16 protein-coding genes are annotated in these 16,576 nt (G+C 68.1%); 5 read left to right on the top strand and 11 right to left on the bottom strand.

The features are described 5' to 3' along the window. Nucleotides 1-35 precede the first annotated feature (35 nt). The 4 genes from ACIRJP_RS03545 to ACIRJP_RS03530 form a co-directional block, all read right to left on the bottom strand. Nucleotides 36-1,661, bottom strand: a complete 1,626-nt coding sequence (locus tag ACIRJP_RS03545) for a cytochrome bc complex cytochrome b subunit (RefSeq protein WP_376416800.1) — start codon at nucleotides 1,659-1,661, stop codon at nucleotides 36-38. Further along, nucleotides 1,658-2,710 (bottom strand): Rieske 2Fe-2S domain-containing protein, encoded by a 1,053-nt coding sequence (locus ACIRJP_RS03540; protein ID WP_404167745.1) that lies wholly within the window; start codon nucleotides 2,708-2,710, stop codon nucleotides 1,658-1,660. The genes ACIRJP_RS03545 and ACIRJP_RS03540 overlap by 4 nt, the downstream gene beginning before the upstream one ends. Beyond that, nucleotides 2,707-3,516: a c-type cytochrome gene (locus tag ACIRJP_RS03535; protein ID WP_356080000.1), complete on the bottom strand. Its 810-nt coding sequence runs from the start codon at nucleotides 3,514-3,516 to the stop codon at nucleotides 2,707-2,709. The genes ACIRJP_RS03540 and ACIRJP_RS03535 overlap by 4 nt, the downstream gene beginning before the upstream one ends. Nucleotides 3,517-3,578: 62 nt before the next feature. Next, the gene (locus ACIRJP_RS03530) at nucleotides 3,579-4,199 is read right to left on the bottom strand and encodes a heme-copper oxidase subunit III (protein ID WP_124718117.1); all 621 of its coding nucleotides are present in this window, start codon (nucleotides 4,197-4,199) and stop codon (nucleotides 3,579-3,581) included. A 187-nt stretch (nucleotides 4,200-4,386) separates the two neighbouring features. On the opposite strand from ACIRJP_RS03530, the gene ACIRJP_RS03525 reads away from it, so the two are divergent. Beyond that, nucleotides 4,387-4,788, top strand: a complete 402-nt coding sequence (locus ACIRJP_RS03525) for a hypothetical protein (RefSeq protein ID WP_404167743.1) — start codon at nucleotides 4,387-4,389, stop codon at nucleotides 4,786-4,788. 56 nt (nucleotides 4,789-4,844) lie between these two features. Here the strand turns inward: ACIRJP_RS03525 and ACIRJP_RS03520 are convergent, their stop codons facing one another. The 4 genes from ACIRJP_RS03520 to coxB all read right to left on the bottom strand — a co-directional run bounded on the left by ACIRJP_RS03520 (nucleotide 4,845) and on the right by coxB (nucleotide 9,311). Then, nucleotides 4,845-6,101: an Ig-like domain-containing protein gene (locus ACIRJP_RS03520; RefSeq protein ID WP_404167741.1), complete on the bottom strand. Its 1,257-nt coding sequence runs from the start codon at nucleotides 6,099-6,101 to the stop codon at nucleotides 4,845-4,847. Nucleotides 6,102-6,220: 119 nt separating this feature from the next. Then, nucleotides 6,221-6,619, bottom strand: coding sequence for a cytochrome c oxidase subunit 4 (locus tag ACIRJP_RS03515; RefSeq protein ID WP_404167739.1), 399 nt, complete (start codon nucleotides 6,617-6,619; stop codon nucleotides 6,221-6,223). Next, nucleotides 6,616-8,352 (bottom strand): cytochrome c oxidase subunit I, encoded by a 1,737-nt coding sequence (gene ctaD / locus ACIRJP_RS03510; RefSeq protein ID WP_388580486.1) that lies wholly within the window; start codon nucleotides 8,350-8,352, stop codon nucleotides 6,616-6,618. The genes ACIRJP_RS03515 and ctaD overlap by 4 nt, the downstream gene beginning before the upstream one ends. After that, nucleotides 8,349-9,311, bottom strand: coding sequence for a cytochrome c oxidase subunit II (coxB, locus tag ACIRJP_RS03505; protein ID WP_404167737.1), 963 nt, complete (start codon nucleotides 9,309-9,311; stop codon nucleotides 8,349-8,351). Before coxB ends, ctaD begins: the two co-directional genes overlap by 4 nt. 270 nt (nucleotides 9,312-9,581) lie before the next feature. Between coxB and ACIRJP_RS03500 the strand changes: the two genes are divergently transcribed. Beyond that, on the top strand, nucleotides 9,582-10,964 hold the full coding sequence (locus tag ACIRJP_RS03500; protein WP_404167735.1) for a cysteine desulfurase/sulfurtransferase TusA family protein: 1,383 nt from the start codon (nucleotides 9,582-9,584) through the stop codon (nucleotides 10,962-10,964). Here the strand turns inward: ACIRJP_RS03500 and ACIRJP_RS03495 are convergent, their stop codons facing one another. Further along, nucleotides 10,965-11,939, bottom strand: a complete 975-nt coding sequence (locus ACIRJP_RS03495) for a carbohydrate kinase family protein (protein ID WP_404167733.1) — start codon at nucleotides 11,937-11,939, stop codon at nucleotides 10,965-10,967. A 159-nt stretch (nucleotides 11,940-12,098) separates the two neighbouring features. Here ACIRJP_RS03495 and ACIRJP_RS03490 point away from each other — a divergent pair, with 159 nt between their 5' ends. Beyond that, complete coding sequence (locus ACIRJP_RS03490; RefSeq protein WP_351257415.1) at nucleotides 12,099-12,296, top strand: hypothetical protein; 198 nt, start codon at nucleotides 12,099-12,101, stop codon at nucleotides 12,294-12,296. 147 nt (nucleotides 12,297-12,443) lie between these two features. Further along, nucleotides 12,444-13,925 (top strand): hypothetical protein, encoded by a 1,482-nt coding sequence (locus tag ACIRJP_RS03485; RefSeq protein ID WP_404167731.1) that lies wholly within the window; start codon nucleotides 12,444-12,446, stop codon nucleotides 13,923-13,925. 131 nt (nucleotides 13,926-14,056) lie between these two features. On the opposite strand, the gene ACIRJP_RS03480 is transcribed toward ACIRJP_RS03485, so the two are convergent. Beyond that, the gene (locus tag ACIRJP_RS03480) at nucleotides 14,057-14,413 is read right to left on the bottom strand and encodes an iron-sulfur cluster assembly accessory protein (RefSeq protein WP_030933606.1); all 357 of its coding nucleotides are present in this window, start codon (nucleotides 14,411-14,413) and stop codon (nucleotides 14,057-14,059) included. A gap of 245 nt (nucleotides 14,414-14,658) precedes the next feature. Between ACIRJP_RS03480 and nadA the strand changes: the two genes are divergently transcribed. Next, the gene (nadA, locus tag ACIRJP_RS03475; RefSeq protein WP_404167729.1) at nucleotides 14,659-15,855 is read left to right on the top strand and encodes a quinolinate synthase NadA; all 1,197 of its coding nucleotides are present in this window, start codon (nucleotides 14,659-14,661) and stop codon (nucleotides 15,853-15,855) included. Between the two features lie 102 nt (nucleotides 15,856-15,957). Here nadA and ACIRJP_RS03470 read toward each other — a convergent pair whose 3' ends face one another. Then, entirely contained in the window at nucleotides 15,958-16,269 is a 312-nt protein-coding gene (locus ACIRJP_RS03470; protein ID WP_404167727.1) for a hypothetical protein, read from the bottom strand. Nucleotides 16,270-16,576: the final 307 nt, after the last annotated feature.

Genomic DNA, 16,576 nt, shown 5'->3' with positions numbered 1-16,576 from the left:
GACGGGGCTCTCGCTGTGGCGATCAGTTCAGGCGATCAGTGGTGACCGTGGCCGCTGGTGATCTCCTTGTACTCCTCGGCGGTGGGCTTGGCGATCTGGTTGTTCTCGCCGTAGTAGCCCTTGCTGAGCCGGGCCCGCAGCTTCTGCAGCGCCGACACCTTGCGCTCGACACCGTTCTCGTCGACCGTCGGGCCGATCTCGACCGGCTTGTACTGCTCGTGCGCGGTGAGGGTGTGCAGCTTCTCGGGGCCGAGCGGCTCGTGGATCTCGACGAACTCGCCGTGCGGCAGGCGCTTGATGATGCCGGACTCACGTCCGTGCAGCACCTTCTCCTTGTCGCGGCGCTGGAGGCCGAGGCAGATCCGCCGGGTGGCGATGAACGCGATGACCGGGCCGACGAAGATGAAGATCCGGACGAACCAGGAGATGGCGTTCAGCGACAGGTGGAAGTGCGTGGCCCACAGGTCGTTGCCACCGCCGATGAAGACGATGACGTACTCGGTGATCCAGGCGACACCGAAGGCCGTCCGGGTCGGGGCGTTGCGCGGGCGGTCCAGGATGTGGTGCTCGCGCTTGTCCCCGGTGACCCAGGACTCGACGAACGGGTAGACCGCGATGATCGCGAGCACCAGTCCGAAGGCCATCAGCGGGATGAACACACCCAGAACGAGCGTGTGACCCCAGAGGTTGATCTCCCAGCCGGGCATCACTCGGATCAGACCCTCGGCGAAGCCCATGTACCAGTCGGGCTGGGCGCCGGTGGACACCTGGTCCGGGCGGTACGGGCCGATGGCCCAGATCGGGTTGATCGAGGCGATCGCCGCGATGATGGCGATGATGCCGAAGACCAGGAAGAAGAAGCCACCGGCCTTCGCCATGTACACCGGCAGCAGCGGCATGCCGACGACGTTCTTGTTGGTGCGGCCGGGACCCGCGAACTGCGTGTGCTTGTGGTAGAAGACCAGGATCAGGTGCGCCACCAGCAGGCCGAGCATGATGCCCGGCAGCAGCAGGATGTGGATCGAGTAGAACCGGGCGACGAAGTCGTGACCGGGGAACTCTCCGCCGAACAGGAACATCGAGATGTACGTGCCGACGATCGGCGTCGACAGGATCGCGCCCTGGGTGAAGCGGACACCCGTACCGGACAGCAGGTCGTCCGGGAGCGAGTAGCCGGTGAAGCCGGTGAACATGCCCAGCACGAACAGCAGGAAGCCGAACAGCCAGTTGATCTCACGCGGCTTGCGGAACGCACCCGTGAAGAAGACGCGCATCATGTGCACGAACATGCCGGCCAGGAAGATCAGCGCGGCCCAGTGGTGGATCTGGCGAACCAGCAGACCACCGCGGACGTCGAAGCTGATGTCCAGCGTCGAGGCGTAGGCCTCGGACATCCGGATGCCCTGCATCGGCTCGTACGAGCCGTGGTACACGACCTCGTTCATGCTCGGGTGGAAGAACAGCGTCAGATACACACCCGTGAGGATGATGATGATGAAGCTGTAGAGGGCGATCTCACCGAGCATGAAGGACCAGTGGTCCGGGAAGATCTTGCGCATGTTGGCCTTGGCCAGGGAGTAGATCCCGAGCCGGCCGTCCGCCCAGTCGGCCACCCGCTCACCGGCGGGCGCCTTGCGCTGTGTGTCGGTCGCAGTACTCATCCGCGCTCCCAGAATGCAGGACCGACGGGCTCTTCGAAGTCACCGAGCGCCTCGAGGTTGCCCTCGCTGTTCACACCGATCCGCAGCTGCGGAAGGGCGTGACCGGCCGGACCGAAGATGACGCGGGCGCCGTCGGAGAGGTCGAAGGTGGACTGGTGGCACGGGCAGAGCACGTGGTGCGTCTGCTGCTCGTACAGGCTGATCGGGCAGCCGACGTGGGTGCAGATCTTGGAGAAGGCCACGATGCCCTCGTGGGCCCACTCGCGCTCGCGCTTGTCCTTGATGTTCTCCGGCTGGATCCGGACGATCATCAGCGCGGCCTTGGCGATCTGGTTCTGGAAGTCCTCCGCGTGCTCCGACAGGCCCTCGGGCATGGCGAAGGTCAGCGAACCGACGGCGACGTCCTCGGGACGCAGCGGCTCCATCGTGTTCATGTTGATGAGCTGCTTGCCCTTGGCCCACAGGGTGGCGCGGAGCTTCTTCTCCGGCAGCGGACCGAGGTCGCGCAGCAGCACCACACCGGAGAGCGGTACCAGGGCCAGAGCGCCGAACATGGTGTTGCGGATCAGCTTGCGCCGTCCGAACGCGGACTCCTCGGCGCCCGCCGCGAAGTCCGCCATGACCTTCGCCTTGACCTCGGGCGCGGCCTCGATGGCGTGCCGGTCGTCGGCGACCTCCACGTCGGACATCAGCGTGCGCGCCCAGTGGACGGCGCCCGCACCGATCGCGAAGAGCGCCACGCCCAGGGTCAGACCCAGGGAGAAGTTGAGCGCGCTCACATGGCCGAAGGGCCAGATGTACACGATCTTGTCGACCGGGAAGATGACGTACGAGGCGATGAAGCCGATCGTCGCCAGCATGGACAGCGTGAACATGAACGCGACGGCGCGCTCGGAGCGCTTCGCGGCCCGTTCGTCGATGTCCTGGATGCGCGGCTTGTGCGCCGGCAGCCCCGGGTCGGCGAACGGGTCGTCCGCGACCTCTACCGCGCCGTGCGCGGTGCCCTGCTCAGCGGGCAGGTTCTCGTCTGGAATCTCTTGGCTACTCATGACTTCTTGGCCTTAGCGGTGTGGGCCGCGACCCAAATGGCAACTGCGATCAGTGCGCCGAGCCCGAAGATCCAGGCGAACAGACCCTCGCTGACCGGCCCGAGGCCGCCCAGCTTCAGACCACCCGGGTTCTCCGTCTGGTCGCCGTTCACGGTCTGGACGTACGCGATGATGTCCCGCTTCTGCTGCTCGGGCATCGTCGTGTCCGGGAAGGACGGCATGCTCTGCGGGCCGGTCTGCATGGCCTCGTAGAGGTGCTTCGGGTCCACGCCTTCAAGGCTGGGTGCGTACTTGCCGTTCGTCAGCGCGCCGCCCTCACCGGTGAAGTTGTGGCACTGCGCGCAGTTGGTACGGAACAGTTCGCCACCCTTGGCGATGTCCGCACCGGCAGGGTCGACCTGCTTCTTGGTCGGAACGACCGGACCGGCGCCGAGCGACGCGACGTACGCCGCGAGCTGGTCGATCTGCGCCTGGTTGTAGATGACCTTCTTCTTCGGCACCTGGGCGCCGGGCTGCTGCGCCGGCATACGGCCCGTGCCGACCTGGAAGTCAACGGCGGCGGAGCCCACGCCGACCAGGCTCGGCCCGTCGGTGGTGCCCTGACCGCCGGTTCCGTGGCAGCTGGCGCAACCGACGGCGTACAGCTTCTTGCCCTCGTCGATGGCGAGGGACTGGGCGGTTTCGTCGGCCTGCGCCTTACTCGCGGGCGCAAACGCGGCGTACAGCCCCCCAGTGGCCGCCAGCGCGAGGAGGAGTACGACGACCGCCGCCAACGGATGGCGTCGTCGTGCGGAGAGCTTTTTCACGGATTACCCCGGTGTCAGGATCTTCTGCGTCGATGCTGGATGTGGTTCGGGTTCGAACCCGGTTACTTGATCATGTAGATCGTGGCGAAGAGGCCGATCCATACGACATCGACGAAGTGCCAGTAATAGGACACGACGATGGCGGCGGTCGCCTGTTCGTGGGTGAACCTCTTGGCTGCGTATGTCCTGCCCAGAACGAGCAGGAAGGCGATGAGACCGCCTGTCACATGCAGACCGTGGAAGCCGGTGGTCAGGTAGAACACCGAGCCGTACGGGTCGGAGGACAGCGAGAGGCCGTCCTTCTTCACCAGCTCGGTGTACTCGAAGACCTGGCCTCCGATGAAGATCGCACCCATCACGAAAGTGATCACGAACCACGCACGGAGCTTCTTCACATCGCCCCGCTCCGCGGCGAAGACGCCGAGCTGGCAGGTGAGTGAGGAGAGCACCAGGATCGTGGTGTTCGTCGCCGAGAACGGGAAGTTCAGGGCCGAAGCCATTTCCTTCCAGTGCTCCGGTCCGGTCACCGATCGCAGGGTGAAGTACATCGCGAAGAGGGCCGCGAAGAACATCAGCTCGGAACTCAACCAGATGATGGTTCCGACGCTGGTGAGGTTCGGTCGATTGACCGACGGGTGCGCGTGCCCGGTTTCTACTGTCGTTGCTGTCGCCACGACCGACATTATGTCGGTCGCTTATCCCGCCCTCACCCCGGGGGGTGCCGTTCGGTGTGTCAGCCGGGTGTGTCCTCCCCGAACGGCCCATGGAACAGCGGTCCGAAGCGGTGCTGACAGCCCGTCGGTCGGAGTACGATCCGCGCATCGGTTCATGCCCGGAAAGCCCCGAAGACACAGATGTCACGGAGGAACAATGCAGCCGACCGCCACGGTCCTGGTCTACAGCGACGACGCCAACACCCGTGAGCAGGTGAGGCTGGCAGCCGGGCGCAGGCCCGCGGTTGACGTGCCACCGGTGGAATTCCTCGAATGCGCCACCATGCCCGCCGTGCTGGAGGCGCTGGACCGCGGCGGCATCGACGTCTGCGTCCTGGACGGCGAGACGGCGCCCGCGGGCGGCATGGGCGTCTGCCGGCAGATCAAGGACGAGATCTTCCGGTGCCCGCCGGTGCTGGTGCTGATCGGGCGCCCGCAGGACGCCTGGCTGGCCACCTGGAGCCGTGCGGACGCCGCGGTGACCCTTCCGGTCGAGCCGGTGGAGTTCGCGGACGCCCTGGCCGCCCTGCTGCGCAGCAGGGACTGCGTGGACGCTTGATCCCGCCGCGGCCCAGTCCGCGGCACCACTGAGGGGCAGTGCACTCCCCGGGCCGGTCAGACCTCGGGGCGCAGTCGCGCCGCCTGGATCGTGTCGTCGCGTTCCGGGGTGGTGTCCTTCTGCAGGGCGCTGCCCTTCAGCCATTTGGCCCAGGACAGGTTCCAGTCGCCGAAGCCGTTGTCGAACGGCGTCATCATCTCGCCCTGGCTGCCCACGACCGTGACGATGTCGCCCGTGCGCACGGTGTTGTAGAACCACTCGGCCTGGCTGGTGCTCATGCCCGTACAGCCGTGGCTGACGTTCGCGTACCCCTGTGAGCCGGTGGACCAGGGGGCCGCGTGCACGTACTCGCCGCTCCAGGTGACCCGGGTCGCGTAGTAGACCTGCAGGTCGTACGAGTCGTCGGAGCCCTCCGCGATGCCGATCGTCTCCCCGCGCATACGTACGCGGTACTCCTTGCCCAGCACGACCTTGACGCCGTTTCGGGTGGAGAAGCCGGGCTTGCCGGTCGTCACCGGAATGGTGTTGATCACTTTCCCGTTGCGCTTGACCGTCATCGAGTGCGCCGCGGCGTTCGTGATGGCCTCGACGCGGTCGCCCGTGGTGAGCCTCAGCGCCTTCGTGGGGGCGCCGTAGAGGGCGTCGGTGACCTTGACGCCGGCCAGGCCGCTGGTTACGTCGATGGTGGCCCTGGCGGGCCAGTAGTTCTTGGGGCGGTAGTGCAGGGTCTTGTCGTCGACCCAGTACCAGGAGCCGGTCACGGCGGGCGTCGAGCGGACCCTGAGGGCGCGCTCGACGTTGGCCCTGGACGCCTTGCCCTTGACCGGAGCGCTGAGTTCCGCCGTGATGGGCTGTCCCACGCCGTAGGTGCCCGCCTGAGGGCCGAAGGTGACCTTCAGGAACTTCTTGGCGGAGGTGGTCCCGAAAGAGAGCGTACGGCTGCCCGGAGCGCCGTCGTCGTCCTCCATGCCGACCCTGACGGTGTACCGGGTGCCGGCGGCGAGCGGGACGGTGGAGTGCCACCGCTTCCCGTCGGCGTCGAGTTCGCCCGCCAGATGGCGGCCGGTCGTGTCGACGGCCGACACGTCCGTGATCCGGCCGTCGTCGCCGTTGACGGTGACTTCCAGCGGCTTGCCGGGGTCGACCTTCTCGTCGCCGTCCGTGGCGTTGGCGGAGATCTCGTCCACGGCGTCGTACGGCTTCTCCGCGAGCGGATGGCCTCCGGACCCGCCACAGGCGGTCACACCTGCGACCAGGGTCACGACCAGCAGAGTGCAGCTCACTACGGGGCGGATGCGCGGCGTGTGGTTCATGAACCCAAGCTACGGAGATTCACCCGTATCAGCGCGCGATGTGACTGCGAACGGGGGACCCGTACTCCTCTCGGCGGAGAAGTGCGGGCCCCCCGTTCAGGTGGAGCGGTGCAGCTGTGTCACTGGGTGCGGTTCTCACCGCGGTAGTACTCGAAGACCCAGCCGAACAGACCGATCAGGATCATCGGGGTCGAGAAGTAGAGCAGCCACCAGCCGAAGATGACTCCCATGAAGGCGAGTGCACCGCCGACCGCCAGCGAGAGCGGCTGCCAGCTGTGCGGGGAGAAGAACCCCACCTCGCCGGCCTCGTCCGCGACATCGGCTTCCTTGTTGTCCTGCGCCATGGCGTCGACCCGCCGGGCCGTGAAGGCCAGGTAGAAGCCGATCATCATGCTCAGCCCGAAGCCCAGGACGAGTGCCGTGGTACCGGCCGGCTCCTTCGACCACACGCCGTACGTGACGGCGATGACGAGAATGAAGACGCTCAGCCAGATGAACATCTTGCCCTGGATCTTCACTTGCCGGCCTCCTTGCCACCAGCGAGGGCCTTGTCATCCTCGGAGTGGTGCTCCAGCTGCTCCAGCGCCGAGATCTCCGGGTGATGCAGGTCGAACGCCGGGGATTCGGAACGGATCCGCGGCAGGGTGAGGAAGTTGTGCCGCGGCGGCGGGCAGGAAGTCGCCCACTCCAGCGACCGGCCGTAGCCCCACGGGTCGTCGACCTCGATCTTCTTGCCGTACTTGGCGGTCTTCCAGACGTTGTAGAAGAACGGCAGCATCGACAGACCGAGCAGGAACGAGGAGATCGTCGAGATCGTGTTCAGCGCGGTGAAGCCGTCCGCGGCGAGGTAGTCCGCGTAACGACGCGGCATGCCTTCCGCGCCCAGCCAGTGCTGCACAAGGAACGTGCCGTGGAAGCCCACGAACAGCGTCCAGAACGTGATCTTTCCGAGTCGCTCGTCCAGCATCTTGCCGGTGAACTTCGGCCACCAGAAGTGGAATCCGGAGAACATCGCGAAGACCACGGTGCCGAAGATGACGTAGTGGAAGTGCGCGACGACGAAGTACGAGTCCGAGACGTGGAAGTCCATCGGGGGCGATGCCAGGATCACGCCGGTCAGACCACCGAAGGTGAAGGTGATCAGGAAGCCGACGGCCCAGAGCATCGGTGTCTCGAAGGACAGCGATCCCTTCCACATCGTGCCGATCCAGTTGAAGAACTTCACACCGGTCGGTACCGCGATGAGGAATGTCATGAACGAGAAGAACGGCAGCAGCACACCGCCCGTGACGTACATGTGGTGCGCCCACACGGTCACGGAGAGACCCGCGATGGCGATCGTCGCGCTGATCAGACCGATGTAGCCGAACATCGGCTTCCGGCTGAACACCGGAATCACTTCGGAAATGATTCCGAAGAATGGCAAGGCGATGATGTACACCTCTGGATGGCCGAAGAACCAGAAGAGGTGTTGCCAGAGCAATGCCCCGCCGTTGGCCGCGTCGAAGACATGCGCACCGAATTTGCGGTCCGCCTCCAGTGCGAAGAGCGCGGCGGCGAGGACCGGGAAGGCCAGCAGGACCAGCACACCGGTCAGCAGGACGTTCCAGACGAAGATCGGCATGCGGAACATCGTCATGCCGGGCGCGCGCATGCAGATGATCGTGGTGATGAAGTTGACCGAGCCGAGGATCGTGCCGAAGCCGGAGAAGGCCAGACCCATGATCCACATGTCGGCGCCGACACCCGGCGACCGGACCGCGTCCGAGAGCGGGGAGTAGGCGAACCAGCCGAAGTCCGCCGCACCCTGGGGGGTGAGGAAGCCGGCCACCGCGATGAGCGAACCGAAGAGGTACAGCCAGTACGCGAACATGTTCAGCCGCGGGAACGCCACGTCGGGCGCGCCGATCTGCAGCGGCATGATCCAGTTCGCGAATCCGGCGAACAGCGGCGTCGCGAACATCAGCAGCATGATCGTGCCGTGCATCGTGAACGCCTGGTTGAACTGCTCGTTCGACATGATCTGCGTGCCGGGACGGGCCAGTTCGGCGCGCATGAAGAGCGCCATCAGACCGCCGATGCAGAAGAACGCGAACGATGTGACCAGGTACATCGTGCCGATCGTCTTGTGGTCAGTGGTGGTCAGCCACTTGATGACGACGTTTCCCGGCTGCTTGCGCCGAACCGGCAGCTCGTCCTCGTACGAGTCGTCTGCTGCCGCGGCACCCTGAGGTTCGTTGAGGATGCTCACAGTTTGTTCGTCTCCGCATTCCTGGCCGGGTCAGTCTGCTCGATGCCGGCCGGCACGTAGCCCGTCTGGCCCTTCTTCGCCAGCTCCTTCAGGTGCGCCTGGTAGCGCTCCGGGGAGACGATCTTGACGTTGAAGAGCATCCGGGAGTGGTCGACGCCGCAGAGCTCGGCGCACTTGCCCATGAAGGTGCCCTCCTGGTTGGGAGTCACCTCGAAGGCGTTGGTGTGGCCCGGAAAGACGTCCTGCTTCATGAGGAACGGCACCACCCAGAAGGAGTGGATGACGTCACGCGAAGTCAGGACGAAACGAACCTTCTCGCCCTTCGGCAGCCACAGGGTCGGACCCGGGTTGCCGTTCTGCGGGTTCCGCGTTCCCGGGACGCCGAAGTCGTAGACGCCTTCCGCACCCTTGGGGAAGTCCTTCCGGAACCGGTTGGGGATGGCGTCGAGCTCCTTGGGGATCTCGCTGCCCGTGGCGGCAGAGCCGTCCACGTTCTCGATGTAGTTGAAGCCCCAGCTCCACTGGTAGCCGACCACGTTGATGGTGTGGGTGGGCTTCGGGGAGAGGGTGAGGAGCTTCGATTCATCGCGCGCGGTGAAGTAGAACAACACCGAGACGATGATCAGAGGGACCACGGTGTACAGCGCCTCGATGGGCATGTTGTACCTGGTCTGCGGAGGAACCTCGACCTTGGTGCGGCTGCGTCGGTGGAAGATGACGCTCCACAGGATCAGGCCCCAGACCAGCACGCCCGTGGCGAGCGCTGCCGCCCACGAGCCCTGCCAGAGGGAAAGAATCCGTGGTGCCTCTTCTGTTACCGGCGTGGGCATACCAAGGCGGGGGAAGTCCTTGTATGTGCAACCGGTTGCGGTCGCCAGGATCAGGCCCGCAGTCAGCACCTGCGGCAGCTTCCGCCGCATCGGGCGCCGCGACGAGCGGTCGGAGCCGTTGGGACTCACGTAGCGCCTTCCCGAGAGTCTCGCCCGCGCGGTCGGCGCGGCCGTCTTTCTGGTCGGTCGCCGCCCTGACGCAGGCAGGGGTTTGGATGTTTATGCGGACCAAACCCTACTGGACGCTATTTGGGGTCGCGCGGGGAGGGTGCCCAACGCGCCGTCCGACTCCCCGAAGGGGTGGAATACGGGCCTCCGGCCGCCATCTGACGCCCCCTCTCCTGGCCCCTGGGCAGGCCCGTCCCCGGCTCGGCGCCCACCTCGGGCTAGCGTGGCCGCGTGCCCTACTTCGACACCGCATCCGCCGCCCCCCTCCACCCCGTCGCACGCCAGGCGCTGCTTGCCGCGCTGGACGAGGGCTGGGCCGATCCGGCCAGGCTCTACCGGGAGGGGCGGAGAGCCCGTCTGCTGCTGGACGCCGCCCGGGAGGCCGCCGCCGAGGCCGTCGGGTGCCGCCCGGACGAGCTCACATTCACTCCTTCGGGGACCCTGGCGGTTCACTCCGGAATTTCCGGAGCCCTCGCGGGGCGTCGGCGTGTCGGCCGCCATCTGGTCGTCTCCTCGGTCGAACATTCGTCGGTGCTCCATTCGGCCGCCACCCATGAGGCGCAGGGCGGGACGGTCTCCGAGGTCCCGGTCGACCGCTCGGGAGCGGTGAGCGCGGCGGCGTACGAGCGGGCGCTGCGCGAGGACACCGCGCTGGCCTGTCTGCAGTCCGCCAATCACGAGGTCGGCACCGAGCAGCCGGTGGCCGCAGTCGCGGAGGCATGCCGGGCGGCCGGGGTGCCGCTGCTGGTGGACGCCGCGCAGTCGCTGGGCCGGGAGCCGGTGCCGGCGGGCTGGTCGCTGCTGACGGGCAGTGCCCACAAGTGGGGCGGGCCGTCCGGCGTCGGGCTGCTGGCGGTGCGCAAGGGGGTGCGGTTCGCCGCCCAAAGTCCGGCCGACGAGCGGGAGTCGGGGCGGGCGGCGGGGTTCGAGAACCTTCCGGCGATCGTCGCCGCGGCGGCGTCGCTGCGGGCGGTGCGGGCCGAGGCCGCCGCCGAGTCCGTGCGGCTGCGGGGCCTGGTGGACCGGATCAGGGCCGCAGTGCCGGAGCTGGTGCCCGATGTGGAGGTGGTCGGCGATCCGGTGCGGCGGCTGCCGCATCTGGTGACCTTCTCGTGTCTCTATGTCGACGGGGAGACACTGCTGCACGAGCTGGACCGGGCCGGTTTCTCCGTATCGTCCGGTTCGTCCTGCACCAGCAGCACGCTGACCCCGAGCCATGTGCTCAGGGCCATGGGGGTGCTGTCGGAGGGGAACGTACGGGTGTCGCTGCCGAACGGCACCGCCTCGGAGGACGTCGACCGTTTCCTGGACGTGCTGCCACAGGTGGTGGCGGAGGTACGGGAGAGGCTGGGCGCGCCCGTCGCGGTGCCCCCGAAGACAGCCCCGGCCGCGTCCCTGGTGGTCGACGCGCTCGGGAAGCGGTGCCCGATCCCGGTGATCGAACTCGCGAAGGTGATCGGGGACGTACCGGTCGGCGGAACGGTGACCGTGCTCTCCGACGACGAGGCGGCACGGCTGGACATCCCGGCCTGGTGCGCGATGCGCGAGCAGGAGTACGTGGGCGAGGAGCCGGCGGACCGCGGCTCGGCCTATGTGGTCCGCCGGCTGTCCTGACTACGCGAGGTGGGTGCGGACCTCGGCGGCGGCCTCATGGCCGTACGCCTTGGTGAAGCGGTCCATGAAGTGGGCGCGGCGCAGGGTGTACTCCTGGGTGCCGACCGTCTCGATGACCAGGGTGGCGAGCATGCAGCCGACCTGGGCCGCGCGCTCCAGGCCGACGCCCCAGGCGAGGCCGGAGAGGAAACCGGCCCGGAAGGCGTCGCCGACGCCGGTCGGGTCGGCCTTGGTCTCCTCCTCCGGGCAGCCGACCTCGATCGGCTCCTGGCCGGCGCGCTCGATGCGGACGCCGCGGGCGCCGAGGGTGGTGACCCGGTGGCCGACCTTGGACAGGATCTCCTCGTCGGTCCAGCCGGTCTTGGACTCGATGAGCCCCTTCTCGTACTCGTTGGAGAAGAGGTACGTGGCGCCCTCCAGGAGGATCCGGATCTCGTCGCCGTCCATCCGGGCGATCTGCTGCGAGAAGTCCGCGGCGAACGGGATGCCCCGGGAGCGGCACTCCTCGGTGTGGCGGAGCATCGCCTCGGGGTCGTCGGCGCCGATCGAGACCAGGTCGAGGCCGCCGACCCGGTCGCCGACGGCCTTCAGCTCGATGAGGCGGGCCTCGCTCATCGCACCGGTGTAGAAGGAACCGATCTGGTTGTGGTCGGCATCCGTGGTGCAGACGAAGCGGGCCGTGTGCAGGACCTCGGAGATCCGGACCGAACCGGTGTCGACGCCGTGGCGGTCGAGCCAGGCGCGGTACTCGTCGAAGTCGGAGCCGGCGGCGCCGACCAGGATCGGCTCCGTGCCCAGCAGGCCCATGCCGAAGCAGATGTTGGCGGCGACTCCGCCCCGGCGCACGTCGAGGTTGTCGACCAGGAAGGAGAGCGAGACCGTGTGCAGCTGATCCGCGACCAGCTGGTCGGCGAAACGGCCGGGGAAGGTCATGAGGTGATCGGTGGCGATGGAGCCGGTGACTGCGATTCGCACGGGGAGACTGCTCCTGCGGAGATCGGGGGGAACGGGTGACCGTGTTCCCGGGGCGGCGTGACAGTTCACGCTACCGGTTCCACGGAGCACCACGAAGGGGGGAAAACTACCCGATAGTAGGGCTTTCTTCCTGAGGCCGGTGGTGCCTACGGTGCGGATATGTCGAACCACATCGCCACGCGCGACTCCGAGATGAGCCTGGCCGAGCTGCGCGGTGACTGCGCGCGGATGGCTCCGCACTGGGTGGCCCACCCGAAGTCTGCCCCCGTTCGGGTCGCGCCGTCCCGGATTCACGGGGTCACCGTGCCCGCCGCCTCCGCCCGGCTGATCGACGCCATGTCCGACTACGGCGACTGAGGGGCGGCCGAGACCCGCACCGTTCGCGCCTGAGCCCCGCGAGGGAACCGTGCGCGCCGCTGCCCCGTCCCACCGTTGTCCCCGTCCGGGGACGGACGACAGGCCGGGCGACGGCACGTACGGCCATGCAGGCGAAGGAGCGATCCGGTGAGCACCGAGCGACCCGACAACGACGTGACCGGCCCCCGGCGGCGTTCGCCGCTCGCCGTGGCCTCGGTGGCGGCAGCCGTGCTGCTGGCCGGTGGCGGTGGTGCGTACTGGGCCGCGACCGCGGCCGACGGCGACGGCAGGTCAGGCGACAGCACGGACGACGGCGGGCGGCGCACCCCTCCCCCGCTGGCCCTGGACCGGCACCCGGGCGCCCCGGCGGCGTCCGAGGCGCCCTCGCGGGGCATCGCGCCGGGCGAGCCCGACCCGAGCGGCGGCCGGGTGGTCTACCGCGCGTCCGGCAAACTGCCCGAGGGACCGCGCACGGCCGCGGTGCGGCACGCGGTGGGGACCGTCTCGGCGGCCGAGGTGGCCCGGCTGGCGAAGGCGCTGAAGCTGGCGGGCACACCACAGGCCGAGGGCACATACTGGAAAGTGGGGTCCGAAGGAGACGGCTCCGGCCCGGTCCTGCGGGTGAACAAGCAGGCCCCGGGCACCTGGAGCTTTTCCCGGTACGGCTCCGGCGGTACGGACAACTGCCAGAAGGGGGCGGTCTGTTCGGGCGGGAACCCGGCTCCGGGCGGCAGCGGCTCTCCGGTGAGCGAGAGTGCCGCCAGGGCCGCCGCGGCACCGGTCCTGAAGGCGACGGGGCAGGGCGGCGCCACGCTCGATTCCGGTCAACTCATGGGCTCGGTACGGGTGGTGAACGCCGACCCGAAGGTGGACGGCCTTCCCACGTACGGCTGGTCGACCGGGATCCAGGTGGGCCCGGACGGTGAAGTGGTCGGCGGCAGCGGGCAGTTGAAGGGCCTGGAGAAGGGCGACAGCTATCCGGTGATCGGCGCGAGCCAGGCGCTGGAGCAGCTGAACGGGCCGGCGTCCCGCAAGGAGGCTCGCGCGGACATCGGCGGATGCGCCACCCCCGTACCGCTTGACGAGGCCCTGGAGTCACCGAAGGCCCACTGCGGGGCGCGCACCGGGGCGGAGCGGCCGACGACGACCGTGACGGTCGACAAGGCGGTGTTCGGCCTTGCGGCGCAGTACGTGGCGGGCAAGCAGACGCTCGTACCGTCCTGGCTCTTCTCGGTGCGGCCCGCCGCGGGCGGCCTGGGCACCACGGTGACGCAGGTCGCCGTGGCCCCCTCGTACCTGGCGAAGGACGCGCCGGCGACGACCGCCCCCACACCGGCTCCGACGCCCCCGGGGAACGCGGAGAAGCCCCAGCGGCAGCTGCTGTCGTACAGCGCCGACGGACGGACCCTGTCGGTGACGTTCTGGGGCGGGGTGTGCAGCACGTACACCGCGAGCGCGGCCGAGAGCCCGGGCCGGGTGACCGTGAAGGTGACGGAGGCGAAGCAGCCCGGGAAGAAGGTCTGCATCATGATCGCCAAGGAGCTGACCCGGACGGTGACGCTCGACACGCCGCTCGGCGACCGGACCGTGGTCGACGCGGTGTCGGGCGGCGACGTGCCCCGCGCCTGAGCGCCGGGCCCCGGGTACGGCTCGGGCACGACGACGGCGGCGGTCCCGGATTCCGGGGCCGCCGCCGTTGTGCCGTTCCGCGTCGCGCTCAGGCGTACGTGCCGCCTTCAGGGCTCAGCTGCCTTCAGGGCTCAGCTGAAGGAGTCGCCGCAGGCGCAGGAGCCCGTGGCGTTGGGGTTGTCGATCGTGAAGCCCTGCTTCTCGATGGTGTCGACGAAGTCGATGGAGGCGCCACCCAGGTACGGAGCGCTCATCCGGTCGGTGACGACCTTGACGCCGTCGAAGTCCTTCACGACGTCGCCGTCGAGCGAACGCTCGTCGAAGAAGAGCTGGTAGCGCAGGCCCGAGCAGCCGCCGGGCTGGACGGCGACGCGCAGCGCCAGGTCATCACGGCCTTCCTGCTCCAGCAGGCCCTTGACCTTGGCTGCGGCGGCGTCGGACAGGAGGATGCCGTCGCTCACGGTGGTGGTCTCGTCCGATACGGACATCTGCTTCTCTCCCGGGTTGTACGGAGACTGCTTGCCGACGTTGCAACCGTCGGGACCGCGGATTCATTCCGGGCCGAGCGCTTGCCTGTTCCATTCATGCTCGCACACCGGTCGGCCGGGGGGATGCGTCACATCGACACTATGGACATCGTCAAAGTGACGTGAACGGGTTATGATAGATAGCGTCAATTAGACGAAAAGGCTTCGCGGAAGCTTTCGCAGAGGCTTTCAGCAGAGAAGAAAGGGTGCGTGACGTGACCACGGCCCACCCCGTCCAGGATCTCGACGTCCAGCCGACGCCCCTCGCCCTGCTCCTGCTCGGCCGTGAGGCCGACCCGAGGAGCGAGCGCGGCGTCGAGTGCCCCGGCGACCTGCCCTCCCCGTCCGACCCGGACCTGGTGGAGCGTGCCCGCGCGGCCAAGGAGAAACTCGGGGACAAGGTGTTCGTCCTCGGCCACCACTACCAGCGCGACGAGGTCATCCAGTTCGCGGACGTCACGGGCGACTCGTTCAAGCTCGCCCGGGACGCGGCCGCGCGGCCGGAGGCCGAGTACATCGTCTTCTGCGGCGTGCACTTCATGGCCGAGTCCGCGGACATCCTGACCACCGACGACCAGAAGGTCGTGCTGCCGGACCTGGCGGCGGGCTGCTCCATGGCCGACATGGCCACCGCCGAGCAGGTCGCCGAGTGCTGGGACGTGCTGACCGAGGCCGGGGTCGCCGAGCAGGTCGTGCCCGTCTCGTACATGAACTCCTCCGCCGACATCAAGGCGTTCACCGGCAGGCACGGCGGCACCATCTGTACCTCCTCCAACGCCAAGCGGGCGCTGGAGTGGGCCTTCGAGCAGGGCGAGAAGATCCTCTTCCTGCCCGACCAGCACCTGGGCCGGAACACCGCGGTCCGGGACATGGGGATGTCGCTGGAGGACTGCGTCCTCTACAACCCGCACAAGCCCAACGGCGGCCTGACCGCCGAGGAGCTGCGGAGGGCGAAGATGATCCTGTGGCGCGGGCACTGCTCGGTGCACGGCCGCTTCTCGGTCGAGTCCGTCAACGATGTCCGCGAGCGGATACCGGGCGTCAACGTCCTGGTGCACCCCGAGTGCAAGCACGAGGTCGTGGCGGCGGCGGACTACGTCGGCTCGACGGAGTACATCATCAAGGCCCTGGAGGCGGCCCCGGCCGGCTCGAAGTGGGCGATCGGCACCGAACTGAACCTGGTGCGCCGACTGGCCAACCGGTTCGCGGCCGAGGACAAGGAGATCGTCTTCCTCGACAAGACGGTCTGCTTCTGCTCGACGATGAACCGGATCGACCTGCCGCACCTGGTGTGGGCGCTGGAGTCGCTGGCCGAGGGCAAGTTGATCAACCGGATCGAGGTCGACCCGGAGACGGAGAAGTACGCCAAGCTCGCGCTGGAGCGGATGCTGGCGCTGCCGTAGGGGCAGTTCCCGCCTGACGCACACGACCCCCGCAGAGCGCTGCGGGGGTCGCGATGCGCCGGAGGGCCGGCCCCGTGAGGCGCGGCCGGCCCGTGGAGGCAGCTAGCAGAACTGGTTGTAGCCCTGGTTGAAGCCCTGGTCGTAGCCGTCGGCGTATCCCTGCGCCCACCGTTCGCCCAGTGACTGCTCGGCTACGAGCCCTGCCCCGGACCTGCGCACGCATTCGTCCCGCGCATCGCCGAATCCATCCCTGAAGCCATGCCGGTAGCCGTCCGCGTACGGAAAGACGATTACGTCTGCAGCTACCGTCTGCGCGGGTTTGGGAGCGGCCGAGGCCTGCACCGCCGGCACGAATGCAAGGCTGCCTGCGAACAGAGCTGAACAGAGAACCGCGAACGCCTTGTTGGTACGCATGGGCTTTCTCCTTCGGTCTGCGAGAACAGCGTGCTTTTTCATGTTGCGCCGGACATGGCCCGGTCGCGACCTCACTCCGAGCGGTCGGAACACTCCGCTCCGCCACTGAAGGAAGCCGCTGGCGGCGGAGCACCCTGCCTGCGCGGGGACCGCCTGCGGCAGCCGATGAGACGGCGCACCCCGCCTGCGCGGGAACCACGTCGGCCCCACTCGACCCGGCGCATCGATCGCCTCTCCGACCGTCCTGGACGGGCCCGTTCACCGGCGTGAGTCCCGTACCGCGCCGTGCCGCGACCTGCCCGGCCTG

The sequence above is a fragment of the Streptomyces sp. NPDC102437 genome, assembly GCF_044765565.1.
In the GTDB taxonomy this organism is placed as follows: domain Bacteria; phylum Actinomycetota; class Actinomycetes; order Streptomycetales; family Streptomycetaceae; genus Streptomyces.
This window is presented reverse-complemented; position numbering and strand designations above follow the sequence as displayed.